Source organism: Pseudomonas sp. GWSMS-1 (genome assembly GCF_049847425.1).
Lineage (GTDB): Bacteria > Pseudomonadota > Gammaproteobacteria > Pseudomonadales > Pseudomonadaceae > Aquipseudomonas.
This window is the reverse complement of the sequence record NZ_JBMHHV010000005.1, coordinates 1993415-2013220: the sequence shown is the minus strand read 5'-3', so window position 1 is coordinate 2013220 and position 19806 is coordinate 1993415. Positions and strand designations below refer to the sequence as shown.

Annotated in this window: 17 protein-coding genes and 1 pseudogene; 6 read left to right on the top strand and 12 right to left on the bottom strand. The window is 55.4% G+C overall.

Annotation, left to right across the window (positions count from 1 at the left end; genetic code table 11):
• Positions 1-5: 5 nt before the first annotated feature.
• The gene (gene rssC, locus ACEPAJ_RS12940) at positions 6-488 is read left to right on the top strand and encodes an anti-sigma factor antagonist RssC (protein WP_274086512.1); all 483 of its coding nucleotides are present in this window, start codon (positions 6-8) and stop codon (positions 486-488) included.
• Positions 489-536: 48 nt separating this feature from the next.
• On the opposite strand, the gene tal is transcribed toward rssC, so the two are convergent.
• Together tal and dusA are read right to left on the bottom strand one after the other, a co-directional pair.
• Complete coding sequence (gene tal / locus ACEPAJ_RS12935) at positions 537-1463, bottom strand: transaldolase (protein WP_425915196.1); 927 nt, start codon at positions 1461-1463, stop codon at positions 537-539.
• A gap of 41 nt (positions 1464-1504) precedes the next feature.
• On the bottom strand, positions 1505-2509 hold the full coding sequence (gene dusA, locus ACEPAJ_RS12930; protein WP_425915194.1) for a tRNA dihydrouridine(20/20a) synthase DusA: 1005 nt from the start codon (positions 2507-2509) through the stop codon (positions 1505-1507).
• A 124-nt stretch (positions 2510-2633) separates the two neighbouring features.
• Between dusA and ACEPAJ_RS12925 the strand changes: the two are divergent.
• Positions 2634-3778 (top strand): annotated as a pseudogene (locus ACEPAJ_RS12925) (tyrosine-type recombinase/integrase).
• On the opposite strand, the gene ACEPAJ_RS12920 reads toward ACEPAJ_RS12925, so the two are convergent.
• A complete protein-coding gene (locus ACEPAJ_RS12920; RefSeq protein WP_425915192.1) occupies positions 3773-4027 on the bottom strand; it encodes a pyocin activator PrtN family protein in 255 nt (84 codons plus the stop codon). The pseudogene ACEPAJ_RS12925 and the gene ACEPAJ_RS12920 sit on opposite strands and share 6 nt — an antisense overlap.
• 550 nt (positions 4028-4577) lie before the next feature.
• On the bottom strand, positions 4578-5006 hold the full coding sequence (locus tag ACEPAJ_RS12915) for a hypothetical protein (RefSeq protein WP_425915190.1): 429 nt from the start codon (positions 5004-5006) through the stop codon (positions 4578-4580).
• Positions 5007-5157: 151 nt separating this feature from the next.
• On the opposite strand from ACEPAJ_RS12915, the gene ACEPAJ_RS12910 reads away from it, so the two are divergent.
• From ACEPAJ_RS12910 to umuC, 3 genes are all read left to right on the top strand, one after another.
• Complete coding sequence (locus tag ACEPAJ_RS12910) at positions 5158-5583, top strand: YgjP-like metallopeptidase domain-containing protein (RefSeq protein ID WP_425915188.1); 426 nt, start codon at positions 5158-5160, stop codon at positions 5581-5583.
• Between the two features lie 153 nt (positions 5584-5736).
• The gene (locus ACEPAJ_RS12905; protein WP_425915186.1) at positions 5737-6171 is read left to right on the top strand and encodes a LexA family protein; all 435 of its coding nucleotides are present in this window, start codon (positions 5737-5739) and stop codon (positions 6169-6171) included.
• A 2-nt stretch (positions 6172-6173) separates the two neighbouring features.
• The gene (umuC, locus tag ACEPAJ_RS12900; protein WP_425915184.1) at positions 6174-7436 is read left to right on the top strand and encodes a translesion error-prone DNA polymerase V subunit UmuC; all 1263 of its coding nucleotides are present in this window, start codon (positions 6174-6176) and stop codon (positions 7434-7436) included.
• A gap of 660 nt (positions 7437-8096) precedes the next feature.
• Here umuC and ACEPAJ_RS12895 read toward each other — a convergent pair.
• Positions 8097-9068, bottom strand: coding sequence for an integrase domain-containing protein (locus ACEPAJ_RS12895; protein ID WP_425915182.1), 972 nt, complete (start codon positions 9066-9068; stop codon positions 8097-8099).
• A 1827-nt stretch (positions 9069-10895) separates the two neighbouring features.
• On the opposite strand from ACEPAJ_RS12895, the gene ACEPAJ_RS12890 reads away from it, so the two are divergent.
• Positions 10896-11759 (top strand): hypothetical protein, encoded by an 864-nt coding sequence (locus ACEPAJ_RS12890; protein ID WP_425915180.1) that lies wholly within the window; start codon positions 10896-10898, stop codon positions 11757-11759.
• Between the two features lie 147 nt (positions 11760-11906).
• On the opposite strand, the gene ACEPAJ_RS12885 is transcribed toward ACEPAJ_RS12890, so the two are convergent.
• From ACEPAJ_RS12885 to ACEPAJ_RS12855, 7 genes are all read right to left on the bottom strand, one after another.
• Complete coding sequence (locus ACEPAJ_RS12885) at positions 11907-12869, bottom strand: SdiA-regulated domain-containing protein (protein ID WP_121369477.1); 963 nt, start codon at positions 12867-12869, stop codon at positions 11907-11909.
• 44 nt (positions 12870-12913) lie between these two features.
• Complete coding sequence (locus ACEPAJ_RS12880) at positions 12914-13273, bottom strand: TraR/DksA family transcriptional regulator (protein WP_004574007.1); 360 nt, start codon at positions 13271-13273, stop codon at positions 12914-12916.
• Positions 13273-14124 (bottom strand): universal stress protein, encoded by an 852-nt coding sequence (locus tag ACEPAJ_RS12875; protein WP_034019481.1) that lies wholly within the window; start codon positions 14122-14124, stop codon positions 13273-13275. Before ACEPAJ_RS12875 ends, ACEPAJ_RS12880 begins: the two co-directional genes overlap by 1 nt.
• A gap of 14 nt (positions 14125-14138) precedes the next feature.
• Positions 14139-15626, bottom strand: a complete 1488-nt coding sequence (locus ACEPAJ_RS12870; RefSeq protein WP_034019483.1) for a SulP family inorganic anion transporter — start codon at positions 15624-15626, stop codon at positions 14139-14141.
• A gap of 409 nt (positions 15627-16035) precedes the next feature.
• Positions 16036-16809, bottom strand: coding sequence for a uroporphyrinogen-III C-methyltransferase (cobA, locus tag ACEPAJ_RS12865; protein ID WP_425915177.1), 774 nt, complete (start codon positions 16807-16809; stop codon positions 16036-16038).
• A gap of 76 nt (positions 16810-16885) precedes the next feature.
• On the bottom strand, positions 16886-18553 hold the full coding sequence (locus ACEPAJ_RS12860) for a bifunctional protein-serine/threonine kinase/phosphatase (RefSeq protein ID WP_274088262.1): 1668 nt from the start codon (positions 18551-18553) through the stop codon (positions 16886-16888).
• 10 nt (positions 18554-18563) lie between these two features.
• Positions 18564-19778 carry a nitrate/nitrite transporter gene (locus ACEPAJ_RS12855; protein ID WP_274088263.1) on the bottom strand — a complete coding sequence of 405 codons (1215 nt, stop codon included), beginning with the start codon at positions 19776-19778 and terminating at the stop codon, positions 18564-18566.
• Positions 19779-19806 lie beyond the last annotated feature (28 nt).

Below are 19806 nucleotides of genomic sequence, written 5' to 3'. Positions count from 1 at the left end.
TTGGGATAAGCCCCGGTAGAATTCAGTTTGCAGAGCAGGATGGCACCTTCATCTTGAAGTTTGTCGGCGAAGTGCGCCTGACGCTCTGTTCAGCCTTGGATTCGACCATCGAGAAGATTTTTACGGCGCTGAATTTCTCAGCCATCGTGATTGATCTCACTGAAACTCGCAGTATCGACAGCACGACCCTTGGGCTATTGGCCAAGTTATCGATTCTGTCGCGGCAAAAAGTGGGTCTACTGCCGACCGTAGTAACCACTCACCCCGATATCACTCGGTTGCTGCAGTCCATGGGTTTTGATCAGGTGTTCAATATCGTTGATACGCCGCTGCCATGCCCGGATTGCCTGGATGATTTGCCGTCGCAGGATCAGTCCGAAGAGTTGGTGCGCGCCAAAGTACTTGAAGCGCACCGCATTCTGATGGGCTTGAACGAGTCCAATCGCGAAGCCTTCCACGACTTGGTCAGTGCGCTCGAGCACCACTGATTGCGGCGGGATAAATAAACGGGGCGCTGATAAGCGCCCCGTTTGCGTTTAGGCTTGACTACTCAGCAGCTTTTCCAGTTTTTCCTGATCGCGGGCGAACAGGCGGATGCCTTCCGCCAGCTTTTCAGTGCCCATTGCATCTTCATTCATAGCCCAGCGGAACTGGCTTTCGTTCAGGCTTTGTTTGGCCTGGGCAGGCTGACCTGGATTGAGTTTACGTTGCAGCGGGCTGGTATCATCCGCCAGCTGCTGCAGCAGCTCCGGGCTGATAGTCAGGCGATCACAGCCGGCCAGTTGTTCGATCTGGCCGATATTGCGAAAGCTCGCGCCCATCACCACGGTTTGGTAGGCGTTGGCCTTGTAGTAGTTGTAGATGCGCGTGACTGACTGCACGCCGGGATCTTCTGCGCCGACAAAATCACGACCTTCGGCCTTCTTGTACCAGTCATAAATGCGCCCTACAAAGGGCGAAATTAGAAACACGCCGGCATCGGCACAAGCCTGGGCTTGCGCGAAGCCGAATAACAGCGTCAGGTTGCATTGAATACCGGCTTTTTCCAGTTGCTCGGCGGCACGGATGCCTTCCCAGGTCGAGGCGATCTTGATTAGCACGCGTTCGCGGCCGATGCCAGCCTCTTCATACAGGCCGATCAAGCGTTCGGCACGGCGTAGCGTGGCTTGAGTGTCGAAGGACAGGCGTGCATCCACCTCGGTGGAAATTCGCCCGGGAATGACCTTGAGAATTTCGCCACCCACCGCCACGCCAAAATGGTCGCAGGCCATGCCCAGGTCGCCTTTGCAGGCGATAACGGCGTTTTTTAGCAGCTCGCTGTAGCCAGGCATGGCTGCGGCTTTCAGCAGTAGGGAAGGGTTGGTGGTGGCATCGACCGGCTTTAGACGGGCGATGGCATCAAGGTCGCCGGTGTCGGCGACCACGGTGGTGAACTGCTTGAGTTGATCCAGCTTGGAAGTCATGACACAGCCTTGTCGTTGCAGATGCACCGACCTTACCCGAGTCAGCGGCCTTGCAGCAATTGCGCCGCTTGATCGAACAGCGCCAGCGGCTCGCTGGTCTTATGAATATCCACCGAAAGCAGCTGGCGAAAGCGTCGCGCGCCGTTAAAGCCCTGGCCCAGGCCGAGCATATGGCGGGTGATATGGTGCATGCTGCCGCCTTCGGCAAGGTGCGCGGCGATGTAGTCGCGCATGCTCAGCATCGCCTCGAAACGGCTCATCACCGCGCGGCTAGAGTCGAACAGCTGTTGGTCTACTTGGGCCAGCAGGTAAGGATTATGGTACGCCTCGCGGCCGAGCATCACGCCATCGAAGGTTTGCAAGTGCTGCTGGCAATCCTCCAAGGTCTTGATGCCGCCGTTGAGGATGATCTCTAGTTCCGGAAAGTCCTGCTTGAGCTGCGCTGCAATCTCATAACGCAGTGGTGGTACTTCACGGTTTTCCTTGGGCGATAGCCCTTCAAGAATCGCGATACGCGCATGCACGGTAAAGCTGCGGCAACCGGCATCGCGCACCGTACCGACGAAATCACACAGCTCGGCATAGCTGTCGCGGCCGTTGATGCCGATGCGGTGCTTGACCGTTACCGGGATCTCGACGGCATCCTGCATCGCCTTTACGCAATCAGCCACCAGTTGTGGGTGGCCCATCAGGCAGGCACCGATCATGTTGTTCTGCACCCGGTCACTGGGGCAGCCGACGTTCAAGTTGACCTCGTTATAACCTGCCTCTTGTGCCAGCTTGGCGCAGGCCGCCAGATCGGCTGGCACGCTGCCACCCAGCTGCAATGCCAGCGGATACTCGGCGGCGCTGTGGCGCAGAAAACGCTCCGTATCGCCATGTAAGATGGCCCCGGTAGTGACCATTTCGGTGTATAGCAAGGCGTGATGCGACAGCTGGCGCAGGAAGAAACGGCAGTGACGATCAGTCCAGTCCATCATCGGTGCAACGGAGAAGCGGCGGGACACTGGAGTCGGCGTGTTTTCTGGGGTTAAGCCTTGTAGCATGGGTGTCTCCGGTGTGCGTGTTTCTGACGTGTTTTCGGGGGTTTGCGGGCATTTTTAAAAGTCAGGTGGTACGCTGTACCACCTAAATGCTCGCATGTACCACCGGAAAACAGGATGTACCACCATGGCAACGATCAGACCGCGAAAGAGGGCTGACGGCACGATCAGTTACACCGCTCAGATTCGAATCAAAAAAGATGGGGTGCAAGTTTACACAGAGAGCCAGACCTTCGCGCGCAAGAAGGCGGCCGAGGCGTGGGTGAAACGTCGCGAGACTGAGCTGAGTGAGCCTGGTGCAATCGAGCGCGCCAAGAGGGGCGGTGTGCTACTCAGGGATGTAATTGATAAGTACTTGGCAGAGGTCAGCCAGGCTCAGCCGCTTGGGCGGACGAAGGAGTATACGCTGCGTGCGATTGCTGCATCGTATCTGGGTGATATGACGCCAGCGCAGATGACCAGCCAGGTACTCGTCGACTATGCGCTATGGCGGATGGGCTCAGAGGGTGGTGGTGTTCAGCCGCAAACTGCCGGCAATGACCTGGCTCATCTTGGAGCGGTCCTGTCAGTCGCCCGCCCAGCCTGGGGTATGACGTGCCTGCCGGCGCGATGACGGATGCCCGGATGGTACTCAATAAGCTGGGTTACAAGATGAAGAGCCGCGAGCGCGAGCGGCGGCCGACCCCGGCTGAGCTGGCACTGTTGCTTGAGCGGTTCTGTGATGTTTTGAGTGCACGCCCGTTGTCGGTGCACATGCCCAAGGTCGTACTGTTTGCGTTGTTCTCTGCGCGGCGGCAGGACGAGATCGTGAGAATTCGTTGGGCAGACTTGGACGAAAATCGGCAGGCGGTACTGGTCCGTGATATGAAAAACCCAGGTGATAAATGGGGGAACGATGTTTGGTGTCATTTGCCGCCCGAAGCTTGGGCCATCGTGCAAAGCATGCCGCGGGTCTATGACGAAATATTCCCGTACTCCGGGGATGCGATACAGGGTGCTTGGCGTCGGGTGATTGCGAAGACTCATATTGAGGATCTTCACTTCCATGATCTGCGGCATGGGGGCGTGAGCAGGCTGTTTGAGATGGACTGGGATATCCCAAGAGTGGCGAGTGTTTCTGGCCACCGGGACTGGAACTCACTTCGGCGCTACACCCACCTGCATGGGCGTGGGGATTCTTTCGCAGGTTGGGAGTGGCTTCCGAAGGTGTTGGCGATGCCAGTGAGCTTTGGCGCGGCTGTGGCCAAGCGTAAGAAACAGCCAGGCTCATAACTGCTTGCACTCTTTGATTGCAGCAGCGCGCTGCTCGTCTAGATAGTTTGCGAGGTCTTGCAGATGGATGCCTTTGGCAGACTTCTGGCTGCTTTCCAGTCGTGTAATCGGGATTTTGATCTGTCCGGCCAGTACTTTTCGCTGGAACATATCTGGCGTGAGGTGGGTGAAGTAGTCCTTGCAGACCTGCTCAAGCGGGATAATCTCTTGGCCGTTGTATTGGGCCATCAGCAGAAATGTTGTGTTCATCGCTGATTTCCTTTCACTACTTTTTGCGCTGCGGGTACTGCTCGTACAGATTCTGTGTCTATGTCTGGAGCGTCGGCCTCGCACTTAGTGGTCTCTGGCTCGTGTTTTTTGCTCATGGGTGTTTTTTGCTCAACGCTAACTGGGTGATTCATCGTGAGCAGTTTTAGCCCTCAAAAGGGCCGAGTTCGTACCCTGAACGGGGTCAGGTCAAGACGAAAAACAGAACGTTGAATGAGTTATCCCGTCCTAAAGTAACTTTATCTGCTTAGCGTCTCACCAAGAAAAACGTCCTTGCTTTGAGCTGCCTGACAGTTTCGACGGCGAATGGAAGAGCAGCCGAAGAAGATCGGCGGCATTGGTCAGCTACATCGACAACGAACCGCTCGAAGGGTATTCGTCATGGTAAGAGGGCAGAGCGGTAGTGGACTGAGTGCCCTAGAAACCGGTGGGGGCGGAATCTTTGCGCTTTGAGGCTCTGCTACTTGGTCGGGTTGCCACGTACAAGCCGATTGCCGGCCGGAGTCATACGGCCGGCAATCGTTGGGTCGGGTTACTGAGTATTGCGGCGTTTGGGGCGCAGCATGCGGCAGGTCTTGAAAGCCGCTTTAGCCTGTTTGTTCAACTGCTCAACGTTGCTAAAGAACTCATCCAGAATGCTCATGTTTTCAGCGTTTTTAATGAAACGATTTTCTGGGTTGTGGAAATCCAACAACGACTGGAGCTTCCGGAAGGTCTGAGGTGCCTTGCCGTCCGAACTGGGCAGATTTGAGCAAACAAGCCAGATCAAATTTGGTGCCTTAACCTTAAGGTCACTCTTTTTCAGAACCAAGCAAATGCTTGGGAAACGCCCAGCTTTGCGTTCGACGGTGTCAGCCAGGGCTTTCATTTCTTTAGTAATTTTATTCAGCTCACGCTTCGCTGCACGGCGGGCCTCAGAACGCTTAGGCAGAGGGCATTGATCAGCGATGGGATTTTGCATGGGTGTGTCTCCATAAATTGTTTTTGGGCGACGACTGTCGCCACTCCATAATTCATGTAGAGAGGTCCTAAGAGCTGCCTATCTGACCCAGTTAGTGGGTCAGGTGAGTCATTTTTCTCGGCTGGCCACATGCTTCCGCGTTGATTCGGTCATGCGGCATCTGCTCAACACCTATATCCAGGCTGATCCCGCTGACCCTTTAAGTGCAGTCGATAACTTCTCGCTGGTTGAGCTGATCATCCAGACGGGCGTTCACGATGCCATCGCCAAGAAGCTCAACGCCAAGGGCAATCTCTCCAAGGATGCAATTGCTGAAGGCATCATCAATAACGTGCGCAAGACCATCATCCGTGAACAGTTGACTGACCCAAGGTTCTACGAGGGGATGTCGCGCTTGCTGGAGGATCTGATCAAGCAGAGCCGTGATGATGCAGCTGCCTATGAGGAGTTTCACCTGCTTGAGCCAACCCATAACGAGCGCTTCATCTCCATTCTTACCGAGCACTACCCAACCTGGCGTGAGGCCCGCGCTGAGCTGAATGAGTTGCCGCTGACGGCAGAGGTTTGGAGGGAGTGAGGGGGTGGGTATCTGGTGCGGATTTTCCCAATGCGTCCTAGATACAGCCGATTAGCCTTTCCGCAGATGTTTGCATCCGGTTGGCTTGTGTTGGCAGTGCGGATTTTGCGTAATACTGTATATTAATACAGTATTAATTGCAGGTCGCTCCCCATGTTCATTTCAGTGCTCGGCCGCGCGGCCCAGATCTCCGGCATCCGCTTGCCGCTCTTCTTAAGCCGCATTTCGGCGGGTTTTCCTTCACCCGCTGAGGATCACATTGAGGCCAACCTCTCTTTGGACGAGCTGTGCATACGCCATCCCGCCGCTACTTATTTTTTGCGTGTGTTAGGTAGCAGCATGACAGGGCTGGGCGTGTATGAAGGCGACACCCTGGTGGTCGATCGGGCACTCAAACCTGTCGCCGGCATGGTGGTGGTGGCTGTGGTGCGTGGTGAGTTCACCTGTAAGCAGTTGGCTTATGAAGCCGGTGTGCCGGTTTTGCGTGCAGCCAACCCGGCTTACCAAGATATCCGCCTAGGACAAGATGAAGAGCTTGAGATCTTTGGTGTGGTGGTGCACTGCATCCACAAAATGCCAGGGGTCTAAGCATGCCCAGAGTGTATGCGTTGGTGGACTGCAATAACTTCTACGTGAGCTGCGAGCGGCTGTTCCGACCGGATTTACGCGGCCTGCCAGTGGTGGTGCTGAGCAACAACGATGGCTGCGTGGTCAGCCGCAGTAACGAGGCCAAGGCATTGGGCATCGGCATGGGCGAGCCTTACTTTAAGATCCGCGACTTGATCGAACCGCATGGCGTGGAGGTGTTCAGCAGCAACTACGCGTTGTACGGAAATATCTCTGCGCGGGTTGTGAGTGTGCTGCGTGAAATGGCACCACGGATGGAGGTGTATTCCATAGATGAGAGCTTCCTAGATCTCACCGGCGTGCATCGGCCGTTAGCGGCCTACGGGCGGTTTATCAAGGCTGAGGTGGAGCGGCTTACGGGTATGCCGGTTGGGGTAGGGGTGTCCACGACCAAAACCTTAACCAAGCTGGCCAACTGGGCCGCGAAGAAGCACAGCCAAAGTGGCGTTGTAGTCGCTACACGCATAGAGCAGCAACAGGCGTTGTTGAAGGCGGCACCGGTGGGCGAGGTCTGGGGTGTTGGCCGGCAGATGCAAAAGCACCTAGCGGTTATGAACATCACCACTGCCTGGGACCTGGCCCAGCAGGACGCCAAGAGCATGCGCAAGCTGTTTAGCGTGGTGGTGGAGAAGACCATCCGCGAGCTGCGCGGCGAGCCATGCTATGGCCTCGAGGAAGGGCCTGAGCCGAAGCAGATGATTGCCTGTAGTCGTTCATTCTCCGAGCGGGTGACCGAGCTGGAGCCGCTGCGCGAGGCGGTGGTCACCTACGCCAGCCGCGCAGCCGAGAAGCTGCGCAAGCAAGGCGATGCTTGTCAGATGATGCAGGTGTATATCCGCACCGGGGTATTCAACCCCGACGAGAAGCGCTATTCACGCACCGCCAACGTGCCGCTGCCATATCCCACCAATGACACCCGCGACCTGATCCAAGCCGCCCTGACAGGCGTGCAAGCGATCTACCTACCGGGGTACCGCTACCAGAAAGCCGGTGTGGTGTTGATGCACTTCGTAAACCCGGCGCACCTTCAGGGCGACCTGTTTGCTCCCAAACCCCGCTCGCGCAGCGCTGAACTGATGACCGCCCTGGACAAGATCAACACCACCATGGGCCGAGGCACCGTGCGCCTGGCGCGAGTGCCTGCCAGCGGCAGCTGGGCGATGAAGCAGCAGCTGAAATCCCCCGGCTATACGTGCCGCTGGGGTGAACTGCCGTCGGTGCGGTGACGGTGTTGTTGTGCTGTATTGTCTAGCGCATCAATTAAGTTTGATTTTCCCAGATGCTAAAGCTGGTCTTTGGTGATCAATCCTTCGAGTACGCTAGGCGTAGGCATGGCACCCCTTTATCAGGCCTATCTACCTTGTGAAGCTCTGAACTCAGATGCATAAACGGACAGCTGAGGAATTGGCTGAAAGTAACTTCTGTAACTCCTCCAACCTTCGCTTGGTAGAAGATGTCTGCCCAAATATCGAGCTCCTCGTCATCCATTCCATCCGCTGAATTCATTCTTATTACCTATTATACGAAGATATATAAATCACAGCCTGACGTCGTTTCAAAAAATGCAACTCAGGTTTTAGCATTTATCGGCTTTGGTTTCTGCGTCCAGGGGCCGTTGAGGTGTGGGAGCCAATCGTGTGTTTTATCTAGCCGTTCGACGATGAGTCGAACTGTTAACCAATATCGATATATCGTCTCTTTAGATGAGTTCTTTGTTTGTTCTTGAAGGAACCACCTGAGATGTTTGGTTCGCCAGCGCTTTGGGTGGTTCCGTTTCCACCGGTGTTCAATCGCTGCTTGAATTACTTCCGCCTGCATCAGGTGGCGCCTTCTTGATGAAGGGGAACCAGTCAGTACCCCGCTAAGGAATATCTGCATGGTGATGCTCATTTGGTCTCACTCCCTATATATGAGTTGGTGACTTCGGGACGCTCATGTCCTAATTCACGACTGATGATCTGTCGTGCTGCGCGTACAACAGCGCGATCTGGGTTTTCTTGGCGGGGGAAAACTGGGGCAGCTGTTCCAACCAAATCCTTGTAACGATCGCATGCAAAGGCTGCGCGAAGTTCGTGTGGGCCTTTGACGCCATGGAGCTTCATTATTGAACGGCTAGGATTTACCTCGTGCCGCAAAAAACTTACATAACTTTCATTCAAGGCCAAAAGATTTCGGCTACCTTCAGGTGATACTTTTCGTGCATATTCCAGCGCAAAAAGTATCTCATCCGTAACCGGAATCCATCGCGGAGCGAATGCGCCTGAGCGGCCTCCCTTACAGCCATCCTGGATATTTATTCGGTTATTCGCTGACTCTTTAGTAAGGCGAGGTAAGTCCGCCAAGATACATTCTCTCAGGCGCATTCCAGTGGAACGGGCTAGTAGTACAATCGCTGCCGACCGATTGAAGCAGTTTGCTATAAGTTGTTGGTGCAAGTTGTGAACTTGGGAGATATCCATGCCTTCGGGAATTGATCTGCGGATGTAGCAGCGTCTTTCTCCAAGAGCAGCATGAATTTTGTCAATACGAATTTTTTGGTCTTCGCGCATGATCTGCATTACAACGTTTACGCTAGAAATTCGGTTTGTTGCTGTTGCGATTGAAATATCTTCTTCGTCCAGTAGCATCTTTAGATATAGCGCGTACTCTGAAAATAAAGAGGTAGTTACTTTTCTTATATCTCTGATTTCATGCTCTTCATTCAGCCAGTTATAAAATAACCTGCTCCTTTCAATATGTGCTTGGACTGTCTGATAATGCCCATCTCCATAGTGAACTTTCAGCGCGACCTTGGTTGCATATTCAGCCTGGTTTCCAAATCCAAAATTTTTCGACTTTGAGTTGCGGTGCTTAGCCATAGGTATCTCCAAGTGAAATTGGCCACGAACTAACGAGGCGATTTCAACGAATAGGGAAAATTAGGGCAGCCAGGCTCCGCCATAGAAATGGTTAGTGTTAACGGGGCATGTGCCCGCAACTGGCTGAGGGAGATGCTGAACGCTGCGACTAAGTGCCAAAGGCACCCATCGGTTAACGCACGCGCACTACAAGGCCCGCTGGGTCCGATATGGACGGCGGAAAGGGCTGGCGGGCTGACGAGGCACGCCGTAGTGCTGGGAGTGGAAGTTCACTGCTTATCGTTAATGCATCTCAGCCTGTCAGGCTGGTGCCCTGCATGGAGCGCATCGGTGTTGGGCAGTGGACTGCTATACGCACCTGCTGAGCAGTGTCAGCGATAGTGTCATAGAGCTAGAGCGGTGGACGCTAATGCTGGCGTGGCCTGGGGCCTCATCCAGAAAAACCGTCTCTGTTTGTAAAGCGGAGGAGGTGCTGCTATAGGGCAGCTCACTAAGGTCGGTCACTCATGAACCGACTCTGTGGTTAGATCATTTCACAGGATTGAGGCGCTTGACAACCCCCCCCTATTTTTGTGCTCAGAGTTTTGGGTAATCATTGAGCAGTGCTTAAAAGTTCACTTTTGTGAACTTTTAAGCACCCTGTGTGCAGGTGACAGAACCGTTTCAGTGAGTAAACCCGGTCTGCTATGTAGATAAAGTTCACTTTTGTGAACTTTATGATGGGTAACCATGCATTATTTAACCCGTTTAACGATCTGGATGCACAAGTCGGGGGAGACGTCGTCTGTACCCTTAAAGTGGGCAAACTCAGCCCCTTTTCTATCATTGACCTTGCATCATGATTCCGTCTTGTGCCTTTCGCACGTTAGAAATAGGACGGACCATGGACTTTTCAAGTACACCCACGCGTAGTGAAAACTCAGAAGTGCTAAATTATTTTTAGGGTAAAAAATCCTAGTCGAGGACCTTGCTGGGTATGTTGATATAAAACAGGTAAAAGACTTTGCGAAAAATCATCCGCAAGGTGTGCTGGTTGTTATTACAAATGAGTTCAAGTGCAAGTATAAGGTTGTTTGTTTGAATGCTATTTCACTCCATCATTGTGTGGTGGATGAGTGCCTGGTTGAGGTTAATCCGGGTGGTGGGAAAATGTGGAAGCACTATTTGGGGAAAATATAGTATTTTGATTTCATGCCTTGTGAACGTCTAGATTATGTTGGTGTTATAAAAGATGAAGTGTGCTCGCATTTGCTAGTCTGTTACTTGAAAATGCTAATTTTGAATTATCTCGCGTTATGAGATATTTCTTCGAGCTCAATATTTCCGAAGTGCTAGTTCGGTAATCGCGTTGATAATTGTACTGGAACACTATTTTTGATAGTGCTCCTGTACAGTTCTTTCTGGTGTGGGCAGAAGTTGAAGGACTATTCATCTTATGCCGCCGAAGAAATACGCAATTTCACCAGAGAAGGTCTTGACCTGCTGCAATGAGCAGATGGTGTTACACCCAGGCTGCTTTCGGCCGATTCTGTTGAAAAAGTCCCGTCGCGTTTTTTGCCACTGAAAGTGCGTGAGCGACGTTGAAATCTGATCCGATCAGAAGGCAGAGCTGCCTTAGTTTTTACGTAGCAATACCGAAATCGAGCGTTTTTTGAGCTCCCGAAATACGGTTCTATCAAACATCGACTTTTTCAACAGAATCGGCCAAAAACGGTCATCTAATGTCTACGAAACCCGGGGAGACTCAACTGCAGGCCACGGAATGTTCTGGTGGCGACGTAAGACAGAACAGGCGAAGATTACCTCCCATCAAAACGGAGATGCCAAGTGCCGCTCACTAACAAGGATGTCATCGAGGCTTTTATCGCAGATTTCAAATCGATGCATCATGATGACCAACAGCCCGATGTGATTTGTGATTTCGACGGTGATCCAACCTCACTTGCCCAAGTGGCAACGATTCTTGGCAAACCAACTCTTCAGTTCTCCTATCGTTTCGCCGACAGCGCCGTTAACGATCACAGTGATTTGTTTTACTGCCTTATCATCGCTGGCCATGAACTCGCTCACTGGGCGAATGCCCACACCAAGCATCAAGATAAAGACTATCTCGATAGCAAAGCTATCGAGATGTGGGCTGACTTTTTTGGCACTAGGTTGGTTTTCTCCGCAGTGGCTCGCTGCAAGAAGGTTAAAGAAATTATCACTGGCCGATTACGCACTCCCGCTTTCGACGTGGTAGGGCCAGATGCTCTGCTACCGGAATACGGAAGATCATTGCGGCGGGTGTACGATACCGTTTTCGCACCTGTTGGAGTATCGCCCGAATACCCATCACCGAAGGAGCGGGTGCACATCTGTGCCGCCGGGGTCACGTCCTTCTTCTATAGACACCAGGGGCAGATGCATCAGGGGAGAACCATCTCCGCGTTGAGGAGTGTTCTTCTGGAGCCGTTCAAGGATCTTCTCGAAATGTTCCAGAAGGATGTCGCTGCTGACGATAGCGATGAGATATCCATCCGCAACATCGAGATCCACTTGGGACTTAAGCAAGGTCGGACGCTAATCACCCCCGGAATTCGTCCTGAATTCAATCAGCTGGCTGGCACTCACTATCTGGGGCATGAAGAGAATATGGCTCATCGTGAGCAGCTGCGAGATACGGTTAGGGTTTGGGGAGTTGAAGTCTAGTTCTGCAGTATTGAATCGCCGCAATTTCCGATTCCAGCCTGTTGCGACTGGCGACTCCCGGCCAAAAGCGGACGGAATGGAGGGCGCGCCGAATTGGCTCTTGACGCACCTCTTCAGGGTGAGAGCTGGCAGTAGTTTGACAACTGATCAGTTTCTTTCTCGGGTAAAGCGATAGAACAGGTTTGGCTCGCTGACCACGTACAAATACCCTTCATTGTCGATGGTTACGCCTTCGGCCTGGGGTATGCCTTTTAACAAACCAGCAAAACCTCTCGCCAGGGAGCGGAAACTCACCACCTTGCCCTCGTCGGTCATTTCAATCAGCAGTTTCGACTCGTCGCTGAGCAATATCAGATGGCCGCTCTGTTGATCGAAGACGACTGAAGACAGGTCAGTCGCAAACACCTTGTCTTTTACCAGGCTGGACAGGTCACGCACGTGCAAGGAAAAGCCTCCGGCCAGGCTGGCACGAAGGCCGCTCACTTCCAGCAATTGGCGAGGATCCCGCTCCTTGGTCACAAACAGGCGGTCGCCTTTCAGGTCGTAGGCGAGCCCTTCAAGGCCTTTGTTGTCTTCCTTGCCAAGCGCCAGGGTGAGAGCTGGATACTGGTCTCGGCTCAATGGTCGATCAGGAGAAAGTTTACCGTCTTCGGCGATGGGGACATCCACGATAACCAGGCTCTGCCGGCGCTCCTCGGCGATTACCAGCTGGCCATTGCCGGCATAGGACACAGCTTCCACATCGTGGAAGCCATCCAGGCTGTAACGCCTTTCCACATCACCGTCACGACTAAGGGCCAATAGTTCGTTTGGGCCGTTGGTGACCGCCCACAGCAGGTTTAGGTCAGGGTCAAAGGTCAGACCCGAAAGATTGCTGTCCACACCGGAAACCGCCTTAGCATCCAGTTCAACCCGATAGCCAGGCAGCCACACAGAGCGCTCCTGCCAATCGTCGGTGTGCCAGCTGGTCTTGATCCAGAAGTACAAACGATCATCAAGGTGATGGGTGCGGACTTGGAATACGGTAAGCAATACAAGGCACAGCAGTGCCCACATCCAGGCGCTTGTTTTCCGTGTTCGGCCCAGCCAGTTTTTTGCCAACAAATACATAGAAATCTCGTTAATTGGGGCTGACGCCACGAATCGTGACGATTTCAACCCGACTCAGTGCGACTCGCACAGGTGATGCACAGCAGCGTGGCCGGATCAAATTCCAGGCGGCCCGAGGCGATCAACTCGCCGCATTGGTTACACCAGCCATACTCACCCTCGTGCCAACGCTTGAGGGCCAGTTGGAGGCGGACGCGTTCATGCTGCGCCCGACTGCGGATGGCATCGTTCATTGCTTGCTGCTGGAGTGCATCCATTCTCGACAAACGCCCTACCTTGCTTTGATCCAGCTCTACCGATTGCGAGCGAGACTCAGCGTCTTCCAGCAATCGATCCAGCTCGGCAGCCCGCTGTTCCAGCAGGGTCTTGAAATGGGCAAGATCGAGGGCGTCGTCCATGGCCATTAGCGCAGCAGTAACAGCGGACTGATGGTGGTGCGGAGCATGCTGGTCGTGGTGCTACCGACCAGGAACTGCCGGATACGGGAATGGCCATAGGCCCCCATCACCAGCAGATCAATGCCATGCTCTTTCTGATAGGCGTGCAGGGTAGGCTCTATCTCGCCGTTCCGGGTCTCGGCACGAACAGTGAATCCGGCATTGATCAGCACTTTCTGCGCCCAGTCCAGCTGCGCGGACGCTTCATCGCTCACGGGCCCAACCATGACCAGATGGATCGGCAGCCCCTTAAGCAGTGGGCTGGCTGCCAGCATCTCCACACCCTTGCGGGTAGTAGCGCCGCCATCGAATGCAAGCATCGCGCTCTTGGGCTTTTGGAAGCTGGCCGGGGTAACCAGGATTGGCCGGTGCATGATACGAATCACGCTCTCCAGCTGGCTTCCGACATGCTGACTCAGATTGCCACTAGACTCGCCCTGGCGACCGATGACCAGCAGGCGCGTTTCGCTTTGCAGCTCTTGCAAGCTTTCCAGCAGATCGCCATGACGCTGCTTGGACTCAGGCGCGGTCACACCATCCGCCATGGCCCGCTCTTTCGCGGCCACTAACATGATCCGCCCTTGTTCAAGGGCCAACTTGCCGCGCTGTTCATCCAGGGAAGCAAGCTCATCGAGCAGATGCTCGCGGCTGCCAAGCCCGATATTACCACTCAGATCCGCTGCAACCGGGTACTGGCGCTGATCCAACACATGCAGGAAGGTCAGCGGCGCTTCCAGGCTCAGACTGGCCCAGGCCGCGTAGTCGCACACAGCTGGAGCCGAGGTGGAACCGTCGATACAGGCAATTACGTGGGTCATCGTTGCTCTCCTTCTTAGTGGCCCATGAGTTGATCAATGGCGTCGGGTTTATCGTGAACACCGAAGCGATCCACAATAGTGGCGCTCGCTTCGTTGAGTCCCAGCACTTCAACTTCGGTGCCTTCGCGGCGGAACTTGATAACCACCTTGTCCAGGGCAGCTACGGCGGTGATATCCCAGAAGTGGGCGCGATTCAGGTCGATGGTTACCTTGTTCAGGGCTTCCTTGAAGTCAAAGGCCGCGACGAACTTGTCTGCCGAGCTGAAGAACACCTGGCCGGTGACGTTATAGCTACGATGCTCGCCGGCTTCGTCCAGCGAAGAACTGATCGCCATGTAATGGCCAACCTTGTTGGCGAAGAACATCGCGGCCAGCAGCACGCCGGCCAACACGCCGAAGGCAAGGTTGTGGGTGGCCACCACGACCACAACGGTGACGACCATGACAATGTTGGTCGACAGCGGGTGCTTCTTCAGGTTGCGCAGCGAATCCCAACTGAAAGTGCCGATGGACACCATGATCATCACTGCCACCAGCGCAGCCATCGGGATCTGCTTTAGCCAATCGCCAAGGAATACCACCATCAGCAGCAGGAATACGCCTGCGGCAAGGGACGACAAGCGAGAACGACCGCCAGATTTCACGTTGATGATCGACTGACCAATCATCGCGCAGCCGGCCATACCGCCGATCAGACCCGAAGCAATGTTGGCCACGCCCTGGCCCTTGCACTCGCGGTTCTTGTCACTGGGGGTGTCGGTCAGGTCGTCGACAATGGTCGCGGTCATCATCGACTCCAGCAAGCCGACCACGGCCAGCGCTGCCGAGTAAGGGAAGATGATGGCCAACGTTTCGAACGTCAGCGGCACGTCAGGCCAGAGAAAGATTGGCAGCGTATCCGGCAGTTGACCCATATCACCGACAGTGCGGATATCCAGCCCAACCGACATGGCAACGGCGGTCAGCACGATGATGCACACCAGCGGCGATGGGATGAGCTTGCCGATCTTGGGGACGTAGGGGAACAGATAGATGATGCCGAGGCCCGCGGCTGTCATGGCATAGACGTGCCAGGTGACATTAGTCAGCTCGGGTAGCTGAGCCATGAAGATCAGGATCGCCAGGGCATTGACGAAGCCGGTCACCACCGAGCGCGAGACGAAGCGCATCAGTGAGCCGAGCTTCAGGTAACCGGCGACGATCTGCAACACACCACACAACAGCGTGGCCGCCAGCAGGTATTCGAGACCATGATTCTTGACCAGTGTCACCATCAGCAGTGCCATGGCCCCGGTTGCTGCCGAGATCATTCCGGGGCGGCCACCGACAAAGGCGATCACCACAGCGATACAGAAGGATGCGTACAGGCCAACCTTGGGGTCGACGCCAGCAATGATCGAGAAGGCGATGGCTTCAGGGATTAGGGCCAGTGCGACCACAAGACCGGCGAGGATGTCGCCACGGATGTTGGATAACCAGGTTTGCTTTAACGAGTGGAGCATCAGAATTCCCAAGGCAATGGATCGCGCAGCACAGCATGGCGCAGGCCAAGTGCAGCTGGTCGATACGAGGTCAAATTGTCGGATGTAGGGGGCGCTGTGACGGGTGTTGAAACCGAAGGCACAGCAGAGCGTTACCGCTGGCAGAGCAAGCGGTCACAGATGATGCGGGGGCGAAGCGCTATGGCGGCGTAGGCAGCCAGATCATGTTTTGCAGGGTAAGCATAAGGTCTTATCGAGAGGCTTTAGAAACCTAAACCAGCATGATTCTACAGGATTAGAGCTGTTTTTGCGAATCACGCCTGGCCAGGCGTCATGCTTGGATCTCAGTCTGAGCCTCGCGCACTATCTCAATTACTTGGCGCTGCTCGGTGAAGCTCACGGGTGTCCGCTGTTGGCCGGTTAGAGTATTTCAGTTCACTCTAACCTCCCCCGCTAGACCGCGATCTCTGGTCTCTTGGCACGCCCTCGTCACGTGCCCTAGTCCTGAGACCTCGCCTATTACTATCACCGCCGGTGACTTGAGCCTGAAAACCTGTGCTGCATCACTCATGGTTGCCAAATCACTTCTGCACTCGCGCTGATGGGGCAGGGAGGCGTTTTCGATCATGGCCACCGGTGTGCTGGCAGCAAGCCCACCGGCCATCAATTCCCGTTGTACCTCTTCCAGCTTGGCCACGCCCATATACACCACCAGTGTGGTGCCGGTTTGTGCCAGAGCCTGCCAGTTAAGGCTGCTGTCGTCCTGGGTGTGGGCGGTGACTAGGGTGACGCCACGGGCAACTCCGCGCAAGGTCAAGGGAATGCCGCATTGGGTGGCGCCGGCCAAACCTGCGGTGATGCCGTTCACCAGCTCCACTTCAATTCCGTGGGCGCCCAGCCATTCGGCCTCTTCGCTGCCACGGCCAAAAATGCAAGGGTCGCCGCCCTTCAAGCGCACCACACACTTGCCTTGGCGGGCGTAGCGCAGCATCAAGCGGTGGATGAATTCCTGCGGGGTAGATCGGCAACCGCCGCGCTTGCCGACGCTAATAACCTTGGCGTTCACACAGTGTTCGAGCACTGCCGGGTTAACTAGGTCGTCTATCATCACCACGTCGGCACTATTGAGGGCGCGCAAGGCCTTCAGGGTGAGCAATTCAGGGTCACCGGGACCGGCACCCACCAACCAGACTTTTGCGCTCATGGGGTCTTCCTAATCAGGGCTGTGTATACGGCGCAGCGAGCTTGCATGCTTTGCTGCGATATTGTGCTGTTTGAAGTCATGCGTGCAGCAACCAAATCAACAGCAGGCCATTGACCAGTAGTGAGGCCAGCGCCAGTGCTCGCCACACTTTCAGCGGCTCGCGTTCAAGCAATGGCCGGTGTCGAGTGCTGGGTTGGTGTTCGCCTTGCTGCAGGGCCAATAACCACTCTTCGGCGGTTTCAAAGCGCTGGGTGGGGTCGCTGGTCAGGGCTTTGTCGAGGTTCTTCACCAGCCATTCTGGAAGGTCTGGGCGGTAGCGATTGGCGGCCACCGGGGTGCCAAAGCGCGGGCGCTGAAAGGCCTCGATTTCGCCGTAGGGGTAGTGGCCAGTAAGCAGGTAATACAGAGTAACGCCGGCGCTATAGAGGTCCTGCGCAGCACTGGGCGGCGCGCCTGCATAGGCTTCCGGGGCAATAAAACTGGGGGTGCCGGGCAACTCGCCCAGTGCCTGATTGGAAAGCCCAGGGCAATAGGCTAAACCGAAATCCAGCACCCGCAGCTCGCCATCATTATTGAGCAGCAGATTCTCCGGTTTGATATCGCGATGGACGATGTTGCGTCGGTGCAGCATGCCCAGCGCCCGTAACAGGAGCGAGGCGATTCCCAGCCATTGATTAAGGCCGAAGTTGCCGTGCACGTGATAGTGCTCGGCCAAGGTGATGCCGGGGTGTTCGCGCATCAGATAGTAAAGGTGCTGACGCTGGTTGGCGTGGTGCACCTCGGGAAAGTAACGTCCGGCCACGCGCCGCAGAAACCACTCTTCCTGTAACAGGGCATTCCCGGCTGTGCTGTCACTGTCCCGGCTGGCAGGTAGGGTTTTTAACAGCCAGGGTTGCTGCTGGTTGTCACGCACGCGGTACAGCACAGACTGGCGGTTTTGCCCCACAAGGGCCTCCACCTGCCAGCCTTCAAATACTTGCCCGGGCTTTAACAATGGTGGCAGTGGCCATTGATCCAGCTGCCCCAGAGCGTCGCCCAAGCTGGTCTCACCCAATTCATCGACCCGTACCAGCACGGCACTGGCGTTGTCCTGGCTGCCAGCTTGATGGGCAGCACTAACCAGGGCCTGGCTGGCCGCTTGCAACTGCTGTTCATCACGCAGAATACCGGCAATTGAGGCCTCACTCAGGGTGGCCCAAATGCCATCGCTGACCAGCAGAAAGCTCTCGCCAAGGCGCAACTCGCCATCCAGGTAATCCACCACCACATGCTGCTCCAAGCCCATGGCGCGCTTGAGCACATGCTGCATACCCGGTTGGCCCCACACGTGGTCTTCGCTGATGCGCTGTAACTGCCCGGCAAACCAGCGGTACACCCGGCAATCGCCGATATGTGCGAGGGTAAAGTGCCGACCGCGCATCACCAAAGCACTGAGGGTGGTGAGCAGCGGCTGGCCGCCGCCATTGGCATGCAGCCAGCGGTTTTGTGCAAGCAACAGACGGTCCAGGGCTTGCGCCACGCCCCAGGTTTCCGGCGTGGCGTAGTAGTCGTGAGCCAGTGCTTGCAAGGTTGACCGGGCAGCCAAGCCACCGTCCGCGCATTGGCTAACGCCGTCAGCCAAGGCAAACAAATAACCCTTGCTGCCAGCCAGCGATGGCGCCGGAGTGACCAGACGCACCGCATCCTGGTTCTCCACGCGCGGCCCGCTGGCGCTGCTTTCGGCGTAGCTCAGATGCAAGCCCATGGCGGTTTACTCAGACCCGTGCAGCGGTAAAGGCAGCCGAACCCCACGTGGTTCTCCAGCGTTTTTTCACACCGTGCAAACCGAACCAGGCAATCACGCCCAGGCTGGCAAATAACCACAGGCCGATTTGGTAGTCGCCGGTATTCTGTTTGATTGCACCCAGGCCTGCAGCCAGGAGGAAACCGCCGATTCCTCCTGCCATGCCGATCAGGCCGGTCATCACACCAATCTCTTTACGAAAGCGCTGTGGCACCAGTTGGAACACTGCACCGTTACCTGCACCCAAGCCCAGCATGGCGCTAACGAACAAGGCCAATGCCGCCACCGAACTAGACAGATGAAAGCCCACCGCAGCAATGCAGATGGAGGCCACGGCATACATGCCCAGCAAGGTACGAATGCCACCAAAACGGTCGGCTAGGGCGCCGCCTAGAGGTCGCATCAGGCTGCCACCGAATACACAGGCCGCGGTGTAATAGCCGGCGGTCACTGGGCTGAGGCCGTACTGGTCGTGGAAATAACCGGGTAGGGCGCTTGCTAGGCCGATAAAGCCGCCAAAGGTGACGCTGTAGAAGAACATAAACCACCAGCTATCACGGTCGCCCAGGGCCTTGAAGTAATCGGCCATGGATTTAGCTTTGCTGCGGTTTGGAGCGTTACGGGCCATCAGGGTGAAGGCGATAAGCGTCAGCACCAGTGGGATCAGCGCCAGGCCAAACACATTGCTCCAACCAAAGGCTGCGGCCAGCAGCGGGGCAGCCAAAGCGGCAATCACGGTGCCCGAGTTGCCAGCGCCGGCGATGCCCATGGCCTTGCCTTGGTGTTCCGCGGGGTACCACTGAGATGCCAGCGGTAGGGCTACGGCAAACGAAGCACCGGCCATACCGAGGAACACACCGAGCAGCAGTGCTTGTTCATAGCTGTGGATGCCCAACTGCCAAGCCACCAGCAGTGCGCCAATCACAACCACTTGGCCGAAGATACCGGCGGTTTTTGGCGACAACTGATCCGCCAGTATGCCCATCAAAAAGCGCAGCAGGGCGCCAGCCAGAATCGGCGTAGCCACCATAAATCCGCGTTGCTGAGTGGTTAGTTGCAGGTCAGTGGCAATCTGTACTGCCATTGGGCCTAGCAGGTACCAAACCATAAAGCTCAAATCGAAATACAAAAAGGCGGCAAACAACGTGGGGGTGTGGCCGGCTTTCCAGAAACTGTTGGTGTTCATTCCCAGTACCTCATCTGCAAATAGGTAG